Source organism: uncultured Faecalibacterium sp. (genome assembly GCF_900066275.1).
Classification (GTDB): Bacteria; Bacillota; Clostridia; order Oscillospirales; family Ruminococcaceae; genus Faecalibacterium; species Faecalibacterium taiwanense.
The window spans coordinates 84,072-103,134 of the sequence record NZ_FMFG01000001.1 but is presented as its reverse complement, the minus strand read 5'-3'; the positions used below and the strand labels follow the sequence as shown (position 1 = coordinate 103,134).

The 19,063-nt window shown below is 51.8% G+C and carries 17 protein-coding genes and 1 tRNA gene; 13 read left to right on the top strand and 5 right to left on the bottom strand.

From position 1 onward, the window contains the following. Positions 1-398: 398 nt before the first annotated feature. From QZL71_RS00515 to QZL71_RS00485, 7 genes are all read left to right on the top strand, one after another. Positions 399-1,853: a hypothetical protein gene (locus tag QZL71_RS00515; protein ID WP_294647309.1), complete on the top strand. Its 1,455-nt coding sequence runs from the start codon at positions 399-401 to the stop codon at positions 1,851-1,853. 105 nt (positions 1,854-1,958) lie between these two features. Further along, positions 1,959-2,567 (top strand): CHC2 zinc finger domain-containing protein, encoded by a 609-nt coding sequence (locus tag QZL71_RS00510; protein ID WP_294647307.1) that lies wholly within the window; start codon positions 1,959-1,961, stop codon positions 2,565-2,567. Continuing rightward, a complete protein-coding gene (locus QZL71_RS00505) occupies positions 2,515-3,735 on the top strand; it encodes a DNA primase family protein (protein ID WP_294647306.1) in 1,221 nt (406 codons plus the stop codon). The genes QZL71_RS00510 and QZL71_RS00505 overlap by 53 nt, the downstream gene beginning before the upstream one ends. 124 nt (positions 3,736-3,859) lie before the next feature. Next, positions 3,860-4,171, top strand: a complete 312-nt coding sequence (locus QZL71_RS00500; protein WP_154252500.1) for a helix-turn-helix domain-containing protein — start codon at positions 3,860-3,862, stop codon at positions 4,169-4,171. Positions 4,172-4,186: 15 nt separating this feature from the next. Further along, positions 4,187-5,461, top strand: coding sequence for a site-specific integrase (locus QZL71_RS00495; protein ID WP_294647305.1), 1,275 nt, complete (start codon positions 4,187-4,189; stop codon positions 5,459-5,461). A gap of 455 nt (positions 5,462-5,916) precedes the next feature. Beyond that, positions 5,917-6,165: a DUF6061 family protein gene (locus QZL71_RS00490; RefSeq protein ID WP_294647303.1), complete on the top strand. Its 249-nt coding sequence runs from the start codon at positions 5,917-5,919 to the stop codon at positions 6,163-6,165. A 318-nt stretch (positions 6,166-6,483) separates the two neighbouring features. Further along, positions 6,484-7,098, top strand: coding sequence for a PBECR4 domain-containing protein (locus tag QZL71_RS00485; protein WP_294647301.1), 615 nt, complete (start codon positions 6,484-6,486; stop codon positions 7,096-7,098). A 293-nt stretch (positions 7,099-7,391) separates the two neighbouring features. Here the strand turns inward: QZL71_RS00485 and QZL71_RS00480 are convergent, their stop codons facing one another. The 4 genes from QZL71_RS00480 to QZL71_RS00465 all read right to left on the bottom strand — a co-directional run bounded on the left by QZL71_RS00480 (position 7,392) and on the right by QZL71_RS00465 (position 11,653). Next, positions 7,392-7,652, bottom strand: coding sequence for an HPr family phosphocarrier protein (locus QZL71_RS00480; RefSeq protein ID WP_294647299.1), 261 nt, complete (start codon positions 7,650-7,652; stop codon positions 7,392-7,394). Positions 7,653-7,678: 26 nt separating this feature from the next. Then, the gene (locus QZL71_RS00475; protein WP_207698482.1) at positions 7,679-9,055 is read right to left on the bottom strand and encodes a PTS transporter subunit EIIC; all 1,377 of its coding nucleotides are present in this window, start codon (positions 9,053-9,055) and stop codon (positions 7,679-7,681) included. Positions 9,056-9,084: 29 nt separating this feature from the next. Next, positions 9,085-10,548: a glycoside hydrolase family 1 protein gene (locus QZL71_RS00470; RefSeq protein WP_294647297.1), complete on the bottom strand. Its 1,464-nt coding sequence runs from the start codon at positions 10,546-10,548 to the stop codon at positions 9,085-9,087. Between the two features lie 253 nt (positions 10,549-10,801). Next, entirely contained in the window at positions 10,802-11,653 is an 852-nt protein-coding gene (locus QZL71_RS00465; protein ID WP_294647295.1) for a MurR/RpiR family transcriptional regulator, read from the bottom strand. Between the two features lie 912 nt (positions 11,654-12,565). Between QZL71_RS00465 and mobC the strand changes: the two genes are divergently transcribed. From mobC to QZL71_RS00435, 6 genes are all read left to right on the top strand, one after another. Next, positions 12,566-13,012 carry a plasmid mobilization protein gene (gene mobC / locus QZL71_RS00460; RefSeq protein ID WP_294647294.1) on the top strand — a complete coding sequence of 149 codons (447 nt, stop codon included), beginning with the start codon at positions 12,566-12,568 and terminating at the stop codon, positions 13,010-13,012. Continuing rightward, on the top strand, positions 12,975-14,537 hold the full coding sequence (locus QZL71_RS00455) for a relaxase/mobilization nuclease domain-containing protein (protein WP_294647293.1): 1,563 nt from the start codon (positions 12,975-12,977) through the stop codon (positions 14,535-14,537). The genes mobC and QZL71_RS00455 overlap by 38 nt, the downstream gene beginning before the upstream one ends. A 189-nt stretch (positions 14,538-14,726) precedes the next feature. Beyond that, positions 14,727-15,182: a CHC2 zinc finger domain-containing protein gene (locus tag QZL71_RS00450; protein ID WP_294647291.1), complete on the top strand. Its 456-nt coding sequence runs from the start codon at positions 14,727-14,729 to the stop codon at positions 15,180-15,182. Then, positions 15,145-16,491, top strand: a complete 1,347-nt coding sequence (locus QZL71_RS00445; RefSeq protein ID WP_294647290.1) for a DNA primase family protein — start codon at positions 15,145-15,147, stop codon at positions 16,489-16,491. The genes QZL71_RS00450 and QZL71_RS00445 overlap by 38 nt, the downstream gene beginning before the upstream one ends. Before the next feature lie 372 nt (positions 16,492-16,863). Next, positions 16,864-17,169, top strand: a complete 306-nt coding sequence (locus QZL71_RS00440) for a helix-turn-helix domain-containing protein (RefSeq protein ID WP_207697882.1) — start codon at positions 16,864-16,866, stop codon at positions 17,167-17,169. Between the two features lie 14 nt (positions 17,170-17,183). Beyond that, entirely contained in the window at positions 17,184-18,587 is a 1,404-nt protein-coding gene (locus QZL71_RS00435) for a site-specific integrase (RefSeq protein ID WP_117530134.1), read from the top strand. A gap of 155 nt (positions 18,588-18,742) precedes the next feature. Here QZL71_RS00435 and QZL71_RS00430 read toward each other — a convergent pair. Further along, positions 18,743-18,818: transfer RNA gene (locus QZL71_RS00430), tRNA-Lys, on the bottom strand. Positions 18,819-19,063 lie beyond the last annotated feature (245 nt).

The window sequence follows — 19,063 nt, the reverse complement described above, 5'->3', positions numbered from 1 at the left end:
TGTATAGGGTGTAGGGACTACTTTCAGAAACGAACCCCTTTGCATTTTGGAAAGTCCACAACTTCTTACAAAACCACACTGTACCTTGACAACAACATGATCGGCTGCAAGCTACTATGCTTTTTCGGAGAAGTGCCGCCACGACAAGAGCGCACCAAGAAGAAGCCGTACGCCGGAGGAAATCGGGCAGGAACAGCTTGCGGGCAGACCGACACCGAAGAAGAACCGGGCAAGCTGGCAGAGAGGACTTCACAAGTCTTGTCTGTCAGGTTGTTCGGCGCAAGAGTGCAGAGATCGCAGATCTTTGCGCGGGTCAAGGGCGGCAGCCTTGCCCAGTGGATGTGATGCCCTGCGTCATATCCTACTGGGTATTATCTGGCGCATAGCAGGCGGCAGATTTGCAGCTCCGCTGCACCGCGTTGCCCCTACCCCGCGCACGGCGCTCTCTGCGTGACCCCAGAAAGGAGAGATGGTCGCTGAAACTAACCCGACACAATGGCCGCGCCGGAAAGCACGGCACTTATAACCCAAAGCACAATGACCGCAGTTTTGAAATTGCCAACAGCGAGCATATCGACCCGGAACGTGTCCAGCAAAACATTTATTGGGATTGTTATAACGGCATCCGCTCTGCTCTGCAGCCCAAGAGTGAGGAAAGTCTGGCCGACACTTTTGAAGAGGTCGAAAAGCTCTACTACAAACTCCATTACACCAACTTCACCGAAAGACAGAATGAGCGCAACGCCAAAATCCGGCACACCGAGCGAAACCGCTCCACCGAAGATTTGCTCGCCAGCAAGAAAACCTGCCCCGAAGAAAGCATCTATCAGCTTGGAACGCTGGAGAGCCACGCTTCCCCGAAAGAACTTTTTCAAATCGCCACAGAATTTATGGATGAGTTCCACGAGCGCTTTGGCAAGCACGTTCACATTCTGGATTGGGCGTTACATCTGGATGAGGGAACGCCGCACATCCACGAACGGCATGTGTTCGATTGCGAGAACAAATATGGCGAGATTGCTCCCCAGCAGGAGAAGGCATTGGAAGCACTTGGCTTTGAGCTGCCAAAGCCGGACAAGCCCCTTGGACGTTATAATAACCGCAAGATCACATTCGATGCAGCCTGCCGCACGATGCTGTTTGAGATTGCCAAACGCCATGGTCTGGAACTGGACGAAGTGCCAGAATACGGCGGACGAACTTATCTGGAAAAGCAGGATTACATTCTGAAAAAGCAAAATGAACGGATTGCAGAACAGAAGAAAGAACTGCAAGAACAAAGTATTCAATATGTCGGATTGCTGGAAGATTGCCGTAACCAGCGAGATGAATATGCTGAACTATTCAATCAGGCGATAAGGCAATCTGAAGAGATTTCGAAAAACAATGAAAAAATTAGAAGCCAGGAGAACGAATTAGAAGAACTGTTTTCGCAATGGGTAGATGTAAACGATTTGTTTAATGATGCGGTAAATGGTTCTTATGACCAAGCGGTCCTTGCGGTTTCCGATGTTGGATTAAACAAAGCATTACAGGAGGCTGTAAATGAAATTGATCAACATTTGGAATGGTTAATGGAACCAGAACGAATTGCAGACTTCCGCACCAGAAAATATGCAGAAGAACAAATACTCTGCCTGCGGAAAAATATCATTGGGGCAATCAAGAGCCTTCTTTCAAGAGGGACGCAGTTCTTCTATATCCCAGAGGTGAAAAAAGCAGCCATGGAGCAAATCAAAGAGGATTCCCGTCCGTCTGTTCTACAAAAGCTGCATCGGCGGCAGGAAGAAATCCATCAGCGTGAGCAGATATGCACCAAACCGAAGAAGCGAAGTCATGGCATAGAACTGTAAAGGAGGAAAATCTTCAAGAACAACAATTTATTTGAAATCGTAAAGCTGAATATCACCACCCGACAAGCCGCAGAAGCCTATGGTTTTCGTCCAAACCGCAGCAGCATGATTTGCTGTCCATTCCATGCAGACCGCAATCCCAGCATGAAAGTGGATTTTCGATTTCACTGTTTTGGCTGTGGAGCGGATGGTGATGTAATCGACCTCACCGCAAAACTGTTTCAACTTTCTTTGCGGCAGGCGGCTGAAAAGCTGGCTACAGATTTTGGACTTTCTGCAACAGATAATTTTCAACCACTTCCCTGTAAGCCGGTGGAAAAACCGCTAAGTCCGAAAGAGCAATTCTACAAAATCCTGTGTGGCTATCGTTCTCTGCTAGCAAATTGGCGCATGGCCTATGCACCCAAAAATCCAGAAGCATCCCTGCATCCTTGTTTTGTAGCAAGTCTACACTATGCAGACCGTGTGCAATATCTGCTGGATATTCTTTTGCAGGAAGGTCCAAATGAAAAGCAACAACTATTGAAAGTGACCGCTCTTGGAAAAGCAATCGCAAGGAAACCGAAGATGCAGCATAGTGCACCTGCCCGAAACTGGGTGGGTGACAACGGGAAAATCATTGAACCATTGTTCGCAGATTACTTTTTGAGCCTGCACCCCCATGCGCTGCTTTCAAGGCAGGCTATTTACGGTAGATGGCATGGTGGAGGATGAAGCTCCACTGAAAAAGGAAATCTATGAGCAGATTCGCTATTATGCCACCACCAGCGTAGCGCGGCGCATTGAACACATCGTGCAGGCTATCAAACTGGCCTGTGCATCCGAGTCGCCGGAGATTCAGACAGACCGCATCCATGTCCGAAACGGCACATACTTTGTGGACGGTCACTTTACCCCTGAAAAAGAATACTGCATGAACCGACTGCCCATCTCCTATGTGCCAGAAGCACCAGCACCGACACGCTGGCTACAATTCTTGAACGAACTGCTATACGAAGAAGATATTCCGGCCTTGCAAGAATACATTGGCTATTGCCTGCTGCCTGTTACCAAAGCGCAGAAAATGCTGCTGATGGTCGGCAAGGGCGGCGAGGGAAAATCCAGAATCGGGCTGATTCTGCGAGAATTGTTCGGCAACAGTATGTACACAGGCAGTCTACAAAAAGTGGAAACCAACCGCTTTGCCCGTGCAGACTTGGAGTACAAGCTGCTTTTGGTGGACGATGACATGAAAACTGAGGCCCTGCCGCAGACCAACAACATTAAAACTCTTGTCACGCTGGAAGATAAAATTGACATTGAGCGCAAAGGACAGCAGAGTGTGCAGGGTACGCTGTATGTTCGGTTTGCCTGCTTCGGAAACGGCAGTTTACACGCGCTCTATGACAAGTCCAACGGTTTCTATCGCCGCCAGCTGTTGCTCACCACTAAGGAAAAGCCCGTTGGCCGGGTGGATGATCCTTTTCTCATTGACAAGATGCGGAACGAAAAAGAAGGTATCCTGCTTTGGGCATTGGAGGGGCTTCATCGGCTGATTCGGAACAACTATCAGTTTACCATCAGCGAACGCACCGCCGCGAATCTGAAAGAAGCGATGGAGCAGGGCAACAACATTCTGGGCTTTCTCAAATCTGAGGGCTACTTTGAAATTCGGCAGGGGGCCAAGTGCAAGTCTACCGATTTCTATAAGGTCTACAAACGCTGGTGTCTGGATAACCTGGAAAAGCCGCTGGCAGCATCAACCTTTATCCACCATCTAAAAGATAATCAGAAAAGTCTGGGCATCGTCTACGATGATAAGTGCATCGGCACAAATCGGGGCTTTCACAATGTAGACGTTGACCTGTTTTTACCCGTTGATGTTCCCAGTCCGTGGGATTAAAAAATAAGAATCAACTTGAAAAAGCCCTGCTCAGCCTGCTCACAGTGTGCAATAGGTGCAGGATGAGCAGAGTGAGCAGGTGATTTTGAACTTACATCAAAAATAAAACATGGAGGTTTTGCCTATGAACAAATCTCGGCCTGTTGCGACCGAAACTGTGAAATCTTTAAATTATACGAAAAATATCTTGCAGACCATTCCGAATAACGATACAATGGAAGTAGTCACTCAAACCAATGCCGTCAAGTCTCCGACTGACAGCCTGAAAGCCACAACACTGGTGTACACGGTGGAGGAAATTGCGCAGATGCTGGCCATCAGCCTGCGTTCTGCCTACAACCTGTGCAACAGCACCACCGAATTCCGTGTTCTTCGGGTCGGCGGAAGCATCCGCATCCCGAAAGACAGTTTCGATGCGTGGCTCCGGGCAGCTTGAAAAAGGAGATAACGTATGGCATATATCACAAAACGCGGCAGCTCCTATGGTGTCCGCTATACTTACCAAGACGAGCAGGGTAAAAACTGCAACAAATGGGAAAGTTTTTCCACAAAGGAGGAGGCAATAAACCGCAAAAAACAAATCGAACATGAACTGGCAAACGGAACATTTCTGATTCCGTCCACCATCACCGTCAAAGAGTTTTTGATGGAGTGGCTTCCCAAGCAATGCAACAAGCACAAATGGGCACCCTGCACCTATCAATCCAATCTGGGAACAGTCCAGAACCTCATTATTCCGTACATCGGCGATATGCAGATGCAAAAGCTCAAACCCTACCATCTGGAAGATTTGTATGCTACCCTTGGCAAAACGCCCTGCGGCCAGTATCTTGAGGGCAAAAAGCAGGTTCTTTCGGAAAAGCAGAAGAAGCGGCTTCTCTCCGGCACAACCATCCACGAGGTACACCGCCTGCTGCGGACAGCGTTCCAGTATGCGGTGGAGTGGGGCATCCTCGTCAAAAGCCCCGTTCCGGTGGACAGCCCCAAGAAATCGATCCAGGAGCACGCCATCTGGGACGCGGACGAGATGTGGGCCGCACTTGCCAGCATGGAGGACCCGATTCTGCATCTGGCAGTCCATCTTACGCTGGTGGGTGCATTGCGAGAGGGCGAAGTCGCTGGCCTGACCCCGGAAGATCTTGATTTTGATGGAGCAGACGGCACGGGCACGTTCCGCATCAACAAGTGTATGCAGCGTGTCCAAAAGGCATCGCTGGCAAAAACGGGCAAGGGCTGCATCTTGCAGGAGTTTGAGGATAAGCGCGAGGGTAGTACCACAACGCTGGTGCTCAAAAAGACTAAAACAGCGTCTTCCAACCGAACCATCTTCATGACGGCAGTGTTGAAAGAAGAACTGAAACACTGGCTGAATCGTTTGGAAATGGACGAAGCCGTTGACCCGGAACGCTATCGCAACAGTGGGATGCTCCTGCGCTTGCCCAACGGTTTGGCGGTAGAGCCGATCCTCATCCGCAAAAAATTCATCAAGTGGCAGGACGAGCACCCGGAGTTCACTCGCATTGTGTTTCACGGTCTGCGGCATTCCAGTGCCACCTATCAACTGATGATCTCCGGCGGTGATGTGAAAGCCGTACAGGGAACAACACCTGTGCAGGCTGCCCCGATTGAAGCAGAACCGACCATCTCCGTGTCGGCACTTTTGGAGCTTCTGAAGGACGCAGACCCTGCCGTAAAAGCGCAGCTTCGCCTGGCTCTGCTGACCTGAATTGCAAAAAATAGCACGAATTGCAAAGTAATTCACAGACTTACTCCATCTGACACGAAAAATGCGGACCGTGCAAAAACCGTGCAGCTTGAGAACAAAAAGAAAATCCCACGATGAATCTTACGATTCTTCGTGGGATTTTGGTGCGCTCGAGGGAACTCGAATCCCTGGCCCTCTGATTAAAAGAATCCAAGGTGCATCATTCGTCAAATTTCAAAAGTGCGAAGAAACGCCAGTTTTATCGTGTCATCGCAAAATTAATATTTGCACACACCGCATTATTTGCATACAGTGTAACGCTTTGCAACCGTTATCCAGCTATTCAGGTGTGCAAAAAGTGTGCAAAAATGTGCAGACGGGCAAAACAAAGCCCAATGGACAAATCAACCACCGGTTTTATGGCAGGGTTTAGGACATCCGAACAGACACCAATTGATATAGAAATGAGGTTCACCATGAACAAACTGCTTTCCTGCCGCTTCAATATGGACACCAACCGGGTAGAAGCCCGGTTTGCGGATGGCTCCACCGTTGCCATCGACTGTATCGCTATCGAGGATGAGTACGGCAACACCCCGGCGCAGCGAGCAGAACTGGACTGGCTGCTCTACAACAAGCCATTGGAGTATGCCCAGCTTGTGCTGGGTGGAGAGATAGAGCATTATCTTTCCCTTGGCTGTGACCATGGCAGACTGGAAGATTGATGATTCAGCAGCTATTCGCAAAAAATTAAAGAATCATCTTTACAAAGGCCATTGCTATTTGAACGCAAATCGAATATAATATAGATAGGAAAGCGGACGTCATTCCGCTGGTGTGGCTGACACCTAAAATCCGATCTGATGCAGGACGTAAGGGCCTGAGGTTGGCGGGCAACGATAAAACCCGAAAGCGATGCAGGACATAGGGGCCTGAGGTTGGCGGACAACGATAAAATCAGTCGCAAGGGACATCGGACAGCACCACGGTGTTGTAGGTGTCCCTTTTATTTTGTAAAAACGCAAAGGAGCGCAGAATCAACCATGACGAAAAAAGAAGCACTGTCCATCGTTTTTTCCTGTGCGCCATTGTATAAAGAAAATCTGGTAGACAGAAGCCTATTGTTCATCACCACGGACAAGCACAAGAATGTCCATTGTCTGGAAGTCACATTCGATATTGGTAACTTCTTGCACATGACAGGCTTTAAGCTGCGCAAGCCTGGCATCAATGCCCGACACTTTTTCAATCTGTGCTATGACAAGCGTCTGACCGAAGCGGACTTTGAATTTTCCGCAGACGGAACCACCGAAATGAAAATGCGGGTTCTGCCCAGTCTGATGAAGAAGAACCTCTCCGCAAAAATGTTGGGCGATTACAACATGAGCCAGCCTAAGCTGTACACTGACAAAATCGCTGGCTCCCTCAGTGCCTGCATGGGGTTTGTCCGGGATGGCGGTGAAGGTCGTTTCGTCCCCAACACGGTACTGGAGGGCGATATCCGAACCAAGGTAAAAGCTGCTGACCGAATTATTGCTACATATCGCAAGAGCCGCAGCGAGGAACAGTATTCAGAAATCGTGTTTACCGCCAAAAAGGTCGAATGGGAAAAGATCGTTCTTCCTGATGAATATAGCTATCTTGTATTGCCTGAATAACAAAAGAATGCCCGACCACCGATGGAGCTGAATCTCCACGGTGAGCGGGCATTTTGCGTTTTCGTTCGATTCGAGTGAATCTATTCGGCTTGTGGTTATCGCTTAACCCATGGTTTGGCTCCATAACAGGCTGATGCCGAACCAGTCTATTGTTTCAATGCCACCGATAGCTGATCATGCCGCTATCCTCTAAAAACATTATACACGGTTGGTGTAACATTGCAAGGCAAAGAATCCCATATCAAGCGACCACCTACTGCACCGAGTGATGCACTAGGTGATCGTTCTTTCATTTACAGGTTCTCGCTGAAGAACTTCTCCATAGCGGCGGCACTTGCTTCCTCGTTGCTGTCCTCAACGATCACAGTAACAGTATCACCCTGCTTGATACCCAGCCCCATGACTGCCATCAGCTTTGTTGCCACAGCGGACTTGCCTGCTGCGGTTTCCAGCGTAATGGTGCTGTCCAGTGCCTTTGCTGCTTTCACCAGCAGACCAGCCGGACGTGCATGAACACCATTTGCATCTTGAATCGTATACGCAAACTTCTTCATTTTCTTCTTATCTCCTTTGGGAAAAATCAGTTCTTTTCCTCAAAGCCCAGCACATAAGTAACCACCGCTGCAACAACGATCGCTGTCACGATCGCAATGCTCATGGCAACGATCGTGTTCTGGAAGATCGGCAGCGCCAAAACGGTGGAGTAGCCCATCACATAGGCTTTTGCGCCCAGCAGACCAGCAGCCACACCGCCGACAGCACCACCGGCCATCACGCCGTACATGGGCTTCTTACGGGGCAGGTTGATGCCGTAGATTGCGGGTTCCGTAACACCTGCCACGATGCAGCCAAACGCGATAGACAGTGCTTCGGCGCGCTTTTCAGCGTCCTTGGTGCGCAGTGCCACACCGATGCAGGCGCCGCCCTCTGCCATGTTGTGCAGGATGAATGCAGGGCGGAACACGGCATCATAACCGGGGTTCGTCAGCGCCTGCGTCATGAACGGCACCAGGCCAAGGTGCATACCGCACATGACCAGCCAAGGCAAGCAAGCAGCCAGCAGACCCACAGTGATAAAGCCGATCTTATCGCCAAGGAAGCCAAAGACAACGGCCAGATAGTTGCCCAGATAACCGCCCAGAGGTGCCAGGACCGTAAAGCCCAGAACCACCGTCACCGTGACGGTGCACAGACCGACCAGCAGGGACTTGAAAATTCCCGGAATAATTTTATTAAAGAATTTTTCCAGATAGTAGGCACACAGCGCGATCAGCAGGGCAGGCAGCAGAGAACTGGAATAACTCATCAGACGCACCGGAAGTCCCAGCAGGGTGATCGGCTCACCTGCGGCCACCAGCGCTGTATACTTGCCATGCAGCAGAGCAGCGGCACACATCATGGAGTAGATCGGCGTTCCGCCCAGCTTCTTCGCAGCGCCATAGGCCGCAAAGATGGGCATAAAGAAGAACGGCGCATCGGCAAGACCGCTCAGAAGAGCGTAGGTCGCAGTATCTGCAAAGCCCGCATTGACCAGCGTGATCAGCAGCAGAACCACCTTCAGCATACCGCCTGCCACCAGACCCGTGATCATCGGGGCGACCGCTGCCGAAACATACTCCAGCACAGCCACGCCTGCGCTCTTCAGCGTCAGCGGCTTTTTTTCTGCCGGAGCGTCCAGATTTTCGTTGACTGCTGCGCCTTCCAAAAGGTCAAAGTCTTTGACCACCGTTTCATACACGGGCAGCAGGTTTTTCCCTAGGACGACCATGAGCTGCCCGCCAGCATAGATCACGCCCAGAACGCCGGGAACTTTTTTCAGTGCTTCCTGATCTGCTTTTTTCAGATCCTTGACCACAAAGCGCAGACGGGTCATGCAATGCGCAACGCTGTTGATGTTTTCTTTTCCGCCAACCAGCCGAACGATCTCCGCTGCGGCGCTTTTTGCATCGAATGCCATTTGATTTCTCCTTTTCTGTCCAATTCCTGTTACTCGGCCCAGAGCTTTTCGCCATTGCTTGCAATGACATCCTTCATCCAGTAATAGCTCTTTTTGGGCTTGCGTTCCAATGTGCCATTGCCCTTATCATCCATATCCACATAGATGAAGCCATACCGCTTTTTCATTTCGCCCGTGGAAAGGCTGACAAGATCGATCGGAGCCCACATGGTGTAACCAAGGCATTGTACACCGTCCGTCACGATTGCTTCCATCATTGCCCGCAGATGGTCTTTCAGGAAAGCAATGCGGTAGTCATCCTGAATGGAACCATCTTCTTCCACCTTGTCCACTGCGCCCAGACCGTTTTCTACAATAAACAGCGGCTTCTGGTAGCGATCCCACAGTTCGTTCAGCAGGAAGCGCAGCCCCAGCGGGTCAATGGGCCAGCCCCACGGGGTCAGTTCCAGATACGGGTTCGGATCGCCGCCGATCACGTTCATTCTGGTTTCTGTGCTGCACACATTGGAACGGTAGTAGCTGAAGGAAACATAGTCCAGCGCGCCAGCTGCCAGAATCGCATCATCTCCCGGTTCGGTGTGCAGGATCACGCCCCGGCGTGCCAGAAGGTCTGCCGCATAGCTGGGATAATAACCACGTGCCATGGTATCAATGAAGTAATAGCTTTCCCGCCGCTTCTGCAAACGGGTAAACACATCCTCCGGCTTGCAGGTTGCCGGGTAAAGCTCACTCATGGCATACATGGCACCAAACATACTGCCCGGCATCATTTCATGGCCCAGTTTCACAGCGCGTGCGCTGGCAAGGAACATATTGTGCACTGCATTGTAGTGGGTCTGATTGTCGCACTTGTGGGTTCCGCAAGCCGCAAAACCACGAACTGCGTTGATTTCATTAAAGGTAAGCCAGTATTTGCAACGCTTGCCATACCGCTTAAACAGTGCTTTGCAGTACCGCACATAGCAGTCGATGGTGTGGCGGCTGGACCATCCATCGTATTTCAAAGCCAGTGCAACCGGCAGCTCATCGTGATGGATCGTGACCAGCGGCTGCATTCCATGCTTTTCCAGTTCGTCAAAAATGCCATCGTAGAAACGGAATCCCGCTTCATTGGGTTCCAGTTCATCGCCAGTCGGAAAGATCCGGCTCCAGCAGATGGAGAACCGATAAACATTCATACCCATGCCTGCCAGCAGTGCAATATCTTCTTTGTAACGGTGGTAATGGTCAACCGCTTTGTGGCTGGGATAGTAACGATCTTCGTACAGACAGGGTTCTGCGCCGTCCGGGAGGGGATCCGGGGCAAAAAAACTGCTGGGGAGTTCGCCAAACTGACCATCTGCCGTTTTGAACGTGTTGCAGCGGGGGTGTTGTACCGAACCATCGGTTTCATAGTCATGGGTGGACAGGCCGCGTCCGTCCTCCTGATAGGCACCCTCAAACTGAAAATCCGCAGTTGCACCGCCCCATAAAAAGTTGTTGGATAGCTGCATTCTGAGAAACCTCCTTGTATTGTGAAACATCCGGGGATGCTGCCCCGTATTCTGATCGACCGGTCTTGATCTGGCATGAGTGTAGCAAAAAAAGAACGCTCTGTCAGTAGTTTTCGCAATTCGGAAAAAACGAGTCCAAAACCATCCATTCTGCACAAATCAATTCTCTGATTTTTGTGCAGAAATAGTCACAGCAAAACAAAAAGCCGCTCTGTTTCTGGAAAGTTCCAGTACAGAACGGCAATTTTCAAACTCAGTTTTCTGCAAGCAGATTTCTGCTGCGCAGATATTCACGATAGCGGTAAGCCAGCAGATCTGTCAGGACTGCATATAAAATCCGATGGGTATGTATCTCCCGACAGCGGCGATACAGCAGGCAATAGTCAACCAGCGGATTTTTCTCTGCGTTCGGGTTGGATGTAATCATTACGATTTTCCCTCGGAAGTTCTCAAACGCCCAGTGTACCCGTATTGAATCCGTGCTCTGCGGGCGCTGCACATATTCACCGCTATCACTGAACACGATAATCAGCGTTTTATCATCCGCATTTCGGATATAATCTGCTTGTTTCTGGTCGTCAATGTTGGTCACAATGAATTTGCGATGGTCACGCAGTTTTGTCTGCAAATCCAACGCAGCTGTTTCGGAAAAGTCCCATCCAAATGCTGCAACCTTTTCATAATGGTAAATGTCTGCTGCAAGTCGATTTAGCTTTTCCCAGTCCAATAATTCATAGGTCATACGGATATCCCGGAGCACTGCATCGACATAGGCATCTGTCGAATGTTCCTCAATATAGCGCATAACATCCGTTGCGAAATAGTTTCCACGCTGTTTTCGATTTAGATTGATCGCGGCCTGCTTTTGAAATGTCCGATAGTCCTCATAGCCAAGAACCCGGATGAATTTGGATATTGAGGATTTTGATACGGTGCAAAGGGATGCCATTTCCTCGATGGAAATCGTATCCAAATCACCATAGTATTGCAGCATCTTCATTGCAATACAATACCAAGTAGAACCGGGAAGGTTTTCATTCAGAATGTAGAGCAATCGTCTGTGCAGCGTTGTGGTGAAGTCACAGCTTTCCTCATAGCGCATCATGGCAAGCATCCTCCCTTTTCCAAACAGCAGTTTTTGATTTTATTATAGCATCGAAAATATCGTTATGCAAAGCTGTTAAACACAAGTGGTAAAAACCTTTTTGCTATATAATTCACATATAAGTCCTACTATCACCGCTTTACTGCAATAAAATTTGCAAAACCATCTTGACGCACCCTGCAATCCATGATACCCTTTATCGCAAATCCCACCATTTATGTAGAAAAGTACAGAACGGTGTGGATTTATTCCCTATGAAGATTTTTACCGCCCCGCAACACACCCGATCTATTTTGCCGCCGTTTCACCCGACAAAATCATCGCTGCGCTGCATGGGCGGTATTTTTCTTTTTCACAAATAAAATCTTATGTAGTTGTTCAATCTTCCAAAATTTGTTTTTAGTTGTTGACGGTACAACTTCAAAGTGTTATTCTTGTGCTTGAAAGAAGCAGGTTGTAGTGTCCGCACTGCGCCCGGCTTTCTTCATACTGTACCTTGAATCTTACATAAGCCGTCTGAACGAGATACTGCGCCACGACCTCACACTTTGTGTGGGCGAGCCAGACAACGCCGCTGCAAAACAGGGGCAGGAACTGCGTTCGGTGTGAACGGTGACCATGAGCAGGGGCTTTGCCTTTTCACACGTTTTGCTCTGCAAAATTTCCAACGTGCATTGCGGTTCGACTTCTGAAATTTTCAGTGTTGCACGGAAAGGGCGAAAGCAAGTATCGACCTGTGGCCACAAATTTTCAATGCTTGAAAAATTGCTGTCCACTCCGTCATCCTTGTTGGGGAGTGCCTTCCCCAAACCCTGCTCTAGCTTCGCACCGTTGGTGCGAAAGCGGCGTGTCGCTTTACATAGCCCTCTCCATCCCGGAGCGGGCATTTATCATTTTCACAGGAGGTCGAATATGACTGAAATGAAAAGTCCGAACGCACACGCAAAGAAGAACCGCAATGACACGCCGCGAAAACGAAAGACACACATCATCAAGGTCAGAGTGCCCGCAGAAGAAAAACTGCGGATCGCATACGCCTGCAAAGAACTCCACCTCACCCAATCCGAACTCGTCCGCCGCGTCCTGTACGGCGTGAATGTCAAGCACACCGTTGTGGTGGCGCAGGGTGGCGAGGATGCACTGGCGGCGCTTGCCGCCTTGTCTGCCCAGTGCAGCAAGGTAGGCAGCAACCTCAACCAGCTTGCACGGCACTTCAACTCCGGCGGCAAAGACACCGAGCAGCTCCGGGCGCAAATTCTGGAGGAACTGTCCGCACTCACGAACTTTCGGCTGAAAGCCGAAGAAACGGTTGGTGAACTGTATGGCAACCATCAAGCATTTGACCTCGAAAAACTCTAACTATGCCGCCGCCGAAAGCTATCTCACCTTTCAGCACAACGAATACACCGGTCTGCCCATTCTGGACGAGAAGGGCAGACCCAAGCTGCGGGATTCGTACCTGCTCGACACCCTTGAGTGCGGCGAATCTTCGTTCGCTATGGCCTGCCTGATTGCCAACCGCAAGTACGGCAAGAACGGCGGGCGGGAGGACGTGAAGACCCATCACTACATTGTGAGCTTCGACCCGAAGGACGCAGTAGAGAACGACCTGACCATGGAGCGGGCGCAAGCCCTTGGCTTGCAGTTCTGCAAGGACAACTTCCCCGGTCATCCCGCCATCGTCTGCACCCACCCGGACGGTCACAACAGTGCGGGGAACATCCACGTCCACATCGTCATCGGCAGCTTGCGTGTCCGCACCGTGGAACGGCGGTCCTTCATGGATAAGCCGTGCGATTGGGAAGCGGGCAAGAAGCACCGCTGCACCTCTGCCATGCTCCGGCACCTCCGTGTCGCTGTCATGGAAATGTGCGAGCAAGCCGATCTGAACCAGATCAATCTGCTGGAAGCCCAAGGCGACCATGTTTCTGAGCGGGAGTATTGGGCGCAGCGGCGCGGACAACGTCGCCTCGACCATGCCAACGCCAAACTTGCCGCTGAAGGACAGCAGCCCGCCCAGACCGTCTACCAGACCGAGCTGGACAAGCTGCGGAAGCAGATCTACGCTGTGCTGAACAAGGCCACCACCTTCGAGGAATTTTCTGCATTGCTCATGCAGGAACACGGCATCGCCGTGAAGGAGAGCCGAGGCCGGTTGAGCTACTGCCCACCCGGTCGGACAAAGTTTATCACCGCCAAGAAACTGAGCAAAAAGCTGGAAAAGGAACAGGTGCTGACCGCCCTCTCCCAGAACATCCAGCTTGCAACCGCCATCCAGCCCGCCAGCAAGAAGAAGCCGGATAAGATCCGAAAGATGATCGACATTCAGGCGAAAATCGCAGAGGGCAAGGGTACAGGCTACGTCTTCACTGCGAAGAAGCTCAACCTGAAAACGATGGCGCAGACCCTGTGTCTCTTGCAGGAGAAGAAGCTGCTCAGCGAAGATGCCCTACACCAGCGCATTGCCGAACTGCAAACCCAGCACGACGATGCACTGGCGGTGGTCAAAGACCTGGATGCCCGCATGGTCTCCCTCAAGGAGCTGCGCGGGCATCTTGTGGTCTATCGGCAGTACAAGCCCCTTGCACAGATGCTCCAGACTGTGCGGAATCCCGCCAAGTTCAAGGAGCAGCACCGTGCAGAGTTTGCTGTGTACGAGGCCGCTTGCGCCTATTTCAAGGCCAACGGGCTCAGGATGCTGCCAGACCTCAAAAAGCTGGATGCCGAATACCAGACCCTTTCCTCGGAGAAAAACGGGTTCTACACCCGCTACAAGAAAGCGCAGATCGAACTGCGTGAACTCCGCACCGCACAACAGAACGTGGAAGCCTTTTTCCGCAAGGAAGAGCGCAGCCACGCCGTACCGCAGCAGGAGGTCAAATGAACAACACTCTGACGGATCGATGTGTGAATAACCCCAACCTCACCCACGCCCCTCACCGGGCTTCGTCCTTTCGCCTGTACCCAACCCATTGGGACGGAGGGTAACACCTCTGTCTTTTCGGACGTAAAGAGTGCCATCTCGACCCGGCAGGCAGCGGAGCTGTATGGCTTCGCCGTAAACCGGAACGGTATGATGTGCTGTCCCTTCCACGGGGATAAACACCCCAGCATGAAGGTGGACAGCCGTTTCCACTGTTTCGCCTGTCAGGCGGATGGCGATGTGATCGATTTTGTCGGCAGACTTTTTCAACTTTTTCCCTACAAGGCTGTGGAAAAGTTGAAGAACGATTTCGGCATGGCACTTGCCGACGGCAAGGTGCGGCTTGCTCCCCGCAGACCGCCCACCGTCCGGCAGCAGCTGCTGGACTATTACCGCTGTCTGCAGCGTTGGCGGGTCCGATACGCACCGCAGTCACCCACAGAAGAACTTCATCCCTGCTTCCTTGAAGCGATAAAGAACCTTGACATCGTTGAATATTATCTGGACTGTTCGGTGCTCCCGGACCCGCAGAGCGAAAACGAGCTACGGAAGTATTGGGAGGGATTGCATGAGCGACTGGAAAAAGAGGAACGACGATTGGCGTGATGAGGATGAACTGGAAGAAGAGGAAGAATGCGAATGCCCTTGGGTAAACAGCAAGGGCAAAGTGCGTGAAACCGCTTACTGCCAGTACCTTTTAGAGAAACACCCCATGATGTGCCTGAAACAGAAGCTGTTCGACCAGAACGGCGAGGTGGACGAGGACGCACTGCTCTACGAAGTCCACAGCGACCTCCGTGACTTTGTGCTCGACAACCTTGCCAAGAAGGAAAAGCAGGTTCTGGACGCACTCCGTATCGAAACCTATACCCCTGAATGGAAACCCCAGCTTGACCGCATCCATCTCCAGAACGGGACCTACTTTCTGGACGAGCGGGGCTTTGTGCCGGAGAAGGAACTCTGCCTGAACCGGCTCCCCGTGGAATACCAGCCCGATGCCCCCGCACCGACCAAGTGGCTGGAATTTCTGGACGGTCTGCTCATCCCGGAGGATATTCTGACCTTGCAGGAATACCTTGGTTATCTTCTGATCCCGTCTACCAAGGCGCAGAAGATGCTGGTCATGACCGGCAAGGGCGGCGAGGGGAAGTCCCGCATCGGCTTGCTGCTGAAGAAGCTGTTCGGGGAAGCCTCTCACTCCGAATCCATCCTCCGCATCGAAACGAACCGCTTTGCCAGTGCAAACCTTGAGTACAAGCTGGTCATGGTCGATGACGATTTGAACATGGTGGCTTTGCCCGAAACACGGAACATCAAGTCCATCGTCACCGCCGAAGACCGTTTGTGCATCGAGCGGAAAAACAAGCAGGCTGTCCAAGGCCTGCTGTACGTTCGTTTCATCTGCTTCGGCAATGGCAACCTTGTGGCTGCTCATGATGACAGCGACGGCTTCTGGCGCAGGCAGATCCTCATCACGGTGAAAGACCGTGACCCTGCCCGGGTGGACAACCCCTTTCTCATCGAAGAGTTGTCCGAGGAGCGTCCCGGTATCCTGCTGTGGATGCTGGAAGGTTTGCACCGTCTGCTGGCGAACCGCTATCAGTTCACCATCAGCGAGCGCTCCATCCAGAACCTCGAAGCAGCCATGGCGGACAGCGACAACCTGACCCAGTTCATGCAGGCAACGGCGTATGTCCGCTTCAAGCCCGACACCGAGGAACGCTCCACCTATCTCTACCGCGCCTACACCAAGTGGTGCGAGGATAATCTGGAATCGCCTGTTCCGCAAAAGAAGTTCAGCCAGTTCCTGCTGAAAAATGCAGGGAAGTATGGCCTGACCTTTTCCAAGCACATCGAGGGAAAGTACCGCGGCTTCCGGGGCGTATGCGTCCACCCCGCCTTTGCTGCGGCATAAAACACACGAAAAGCGAAAATCTCCCGCCCTACGCGCCCCAAATCGGAAGTTTCTACTTGTTATCGTTGCTTTCTCCGGGCGCGTGTCCGCCCCTTCCGGGCGGAAGCAGGGCGGCAACGCGCCCTTCGGGGCGGGAGAAAAACCAAGATGCGCCCCAAGAGGGCGCGTCTATCCCAGTCATGCGCCCTATAAAATTAACACAGGAAGGTACTTTTGTGTGGTTTGGGGCGCGTGGGGCGCGTAAATTCAAGTTCTCGCACTTTTTTGGGCTGCTGCTTCGGGTCAGGAGCGGCAGGCCCTTACATATTAGCCAGCCCACAAGGGTGCAGTTCAACCGGAGCTGCGCCGGGTCTGGAGAAGTGCAAAGGAGACATGCCTATGACGAATGTCCGCAAAAATTCCGCTAAACTGACCCGTGAGGACTTGAAAATCGCGCCCGAATCCCCTACAATGAAATTGTCCAAAACCCCTGCCGTAGAACCTTCTGACCAGACCAGAAAAACCGTCCGACACGCCCCGCTTGTCTACCGGGTCGAGGAGATTGCCCAGCTTTTGGCGATCTCCAACCGTGCTGCGTACAATCTGTGCAACACCACGAAAGACTTCAAGGTGATCCGCCTCGGTACCAGCATCCGGGTAAGCAAGCAGAGCTTTGACGATTGGTTTGCAGCGGTCTGAGGGAGGGAACATCTATGGCATCTATTCTCAGGCGCGGAGATTCCTACTCCGTTCGTTTCAAATACAAAGACCATGCTGGCCGGATCTGTGAAGGCTGGGAGAGTTTCAAAACCAAGAAGGAAGCGCAAGACCGCAAGATCTCGGTAGAGAAAGAACTCTTGGACGGTACGTTCCTCATACCCGATGCAATGACGGTAGCGGAAATGCTGTACAAGTGGCTTCCCATCCAGTCCAGCAAGCACAAGTGGGCACCCAAAACCTACACCCACACGGTAGCCATGATTCAGAATCTTGTCGTGCCCTATCTCGGCAAGAAGCAGATTCAGAAGGTTCAGACGTATGACCTTGAACAGTTCTACGCCACGCTAAGCCGGACACCGCGCGGACTGTATAAGCAGGGTGTCAAGCAAACGCTCACCGACAAACAGAAGCGGCAGTTTCTGACGGGTGCTTCCATCCGGGAAGTCCACGCCATGCTCAAGACTGCTTTTTCCTATGCCGTTGAGTGGGGTCTGCTCCTCAAGTCACCGATTCCGAGAGAAGCCCCGAAATCGACCTCGGAAGAACGTGCCATCTGGGACGAAAAGACCATGCTTGCTGCGTTGCAGACCATGACCGACCCTACGCTCCACCTTGCTGTTCATCTGAGCATGATTCTCTCGCTGCGTGTCGGAGAGATCCTTGGCTTGCAGCCGGGAGACATCGACTTCGATGCAGCGGATGGACGGGGAACCATCACGGTCGGCAGGAGCTTACAGCGCACCGAAAAGGCTGCACTGGAAAAGACCGACCCGAATCAGATCTACCACATCTTCCCCGACCAGCGTGAGGGCAGCAGCTCCGCACTGGTGCTGAAGAAGCCGAAAACCAAGAAATCCAGCCGCACCCTTTATCTGACGAGACCCTTGAAAGAGGAACTGCTGGCTTGGCTGGAAAAGCTCCGTCAGGACGAGCTTGCCATGGATGGCAGATATCGCAACTGTGGCCAACTCTTCCGCCTGCCCAACGGTATGCCTGTTGCCCCGGAAGCCCTTTCTAAATGGTACCGCACTTGGCGTGCAGAGCACCCGGAGTTTGAGAAGATCGTGTTCCACGGTCTGCGCCACTCCAGTGCCACTTACCAGTTGATCGAATCCGGCGGCAACATCAAAGCCGTGCAGGGCAACACCGGTCACGCCACCACGGGCATCCTGATGGACACCTACGCCCACACGCAGGATAAGCCCCGGTTGGAGCTGGCTGAGAAGCTGGAAGCAGACTTCTATTCACAGGACATCGGTTCCCCCAAATCCGGCTCTGTGCCGGTAAAAGAAAATCTGCCGGACAGCATCCAGATCACCCCGGAAGGGATGCTGAAAGTTGTCCGACAGATGAACCCCGAGCAGCGGCGTGAGTTCACCCGCCTGCTGTTCGCCTGAAAAAAGTATGGAAAAAACGCTCACGATGCACAGAATGCAGACAATGCAAGGAAAAACACGGCTTTCCCGCCGGTGTGCAAAAAGTGTGCAAAAGTGTGCAAAGCCCCAGAAAATGGAAAATCCCACGAGGAATCTTGCGATTCTTCGTGGGATTTTGGTGCGCTCGAGGGAACTCGAATCCCTGGCCCTCTGATTAAAAGTCAGATGCTCTACCGGCTGAGCTACGAGCGCATATTTCCGCAGTGAACATACTGCCGAATAATATTACCACAACTTGCGCAAAAATGCAAGGGTTCCCGGGCAAAAAGGCGCAAAAAGCTCCTGCATCGGTGTGGGCTTCCGCTTTTTATCCGCGCAGCAGATCGAAGATGCTCCGGGGTCGGCAGCGGAAGGGGCTTCATCCCGATAACTTCCTCTTTACAAACCCGGCAAGAATCGTTACAATCAAATCAAATCCGTCTGCAGTGCGCTGCGTT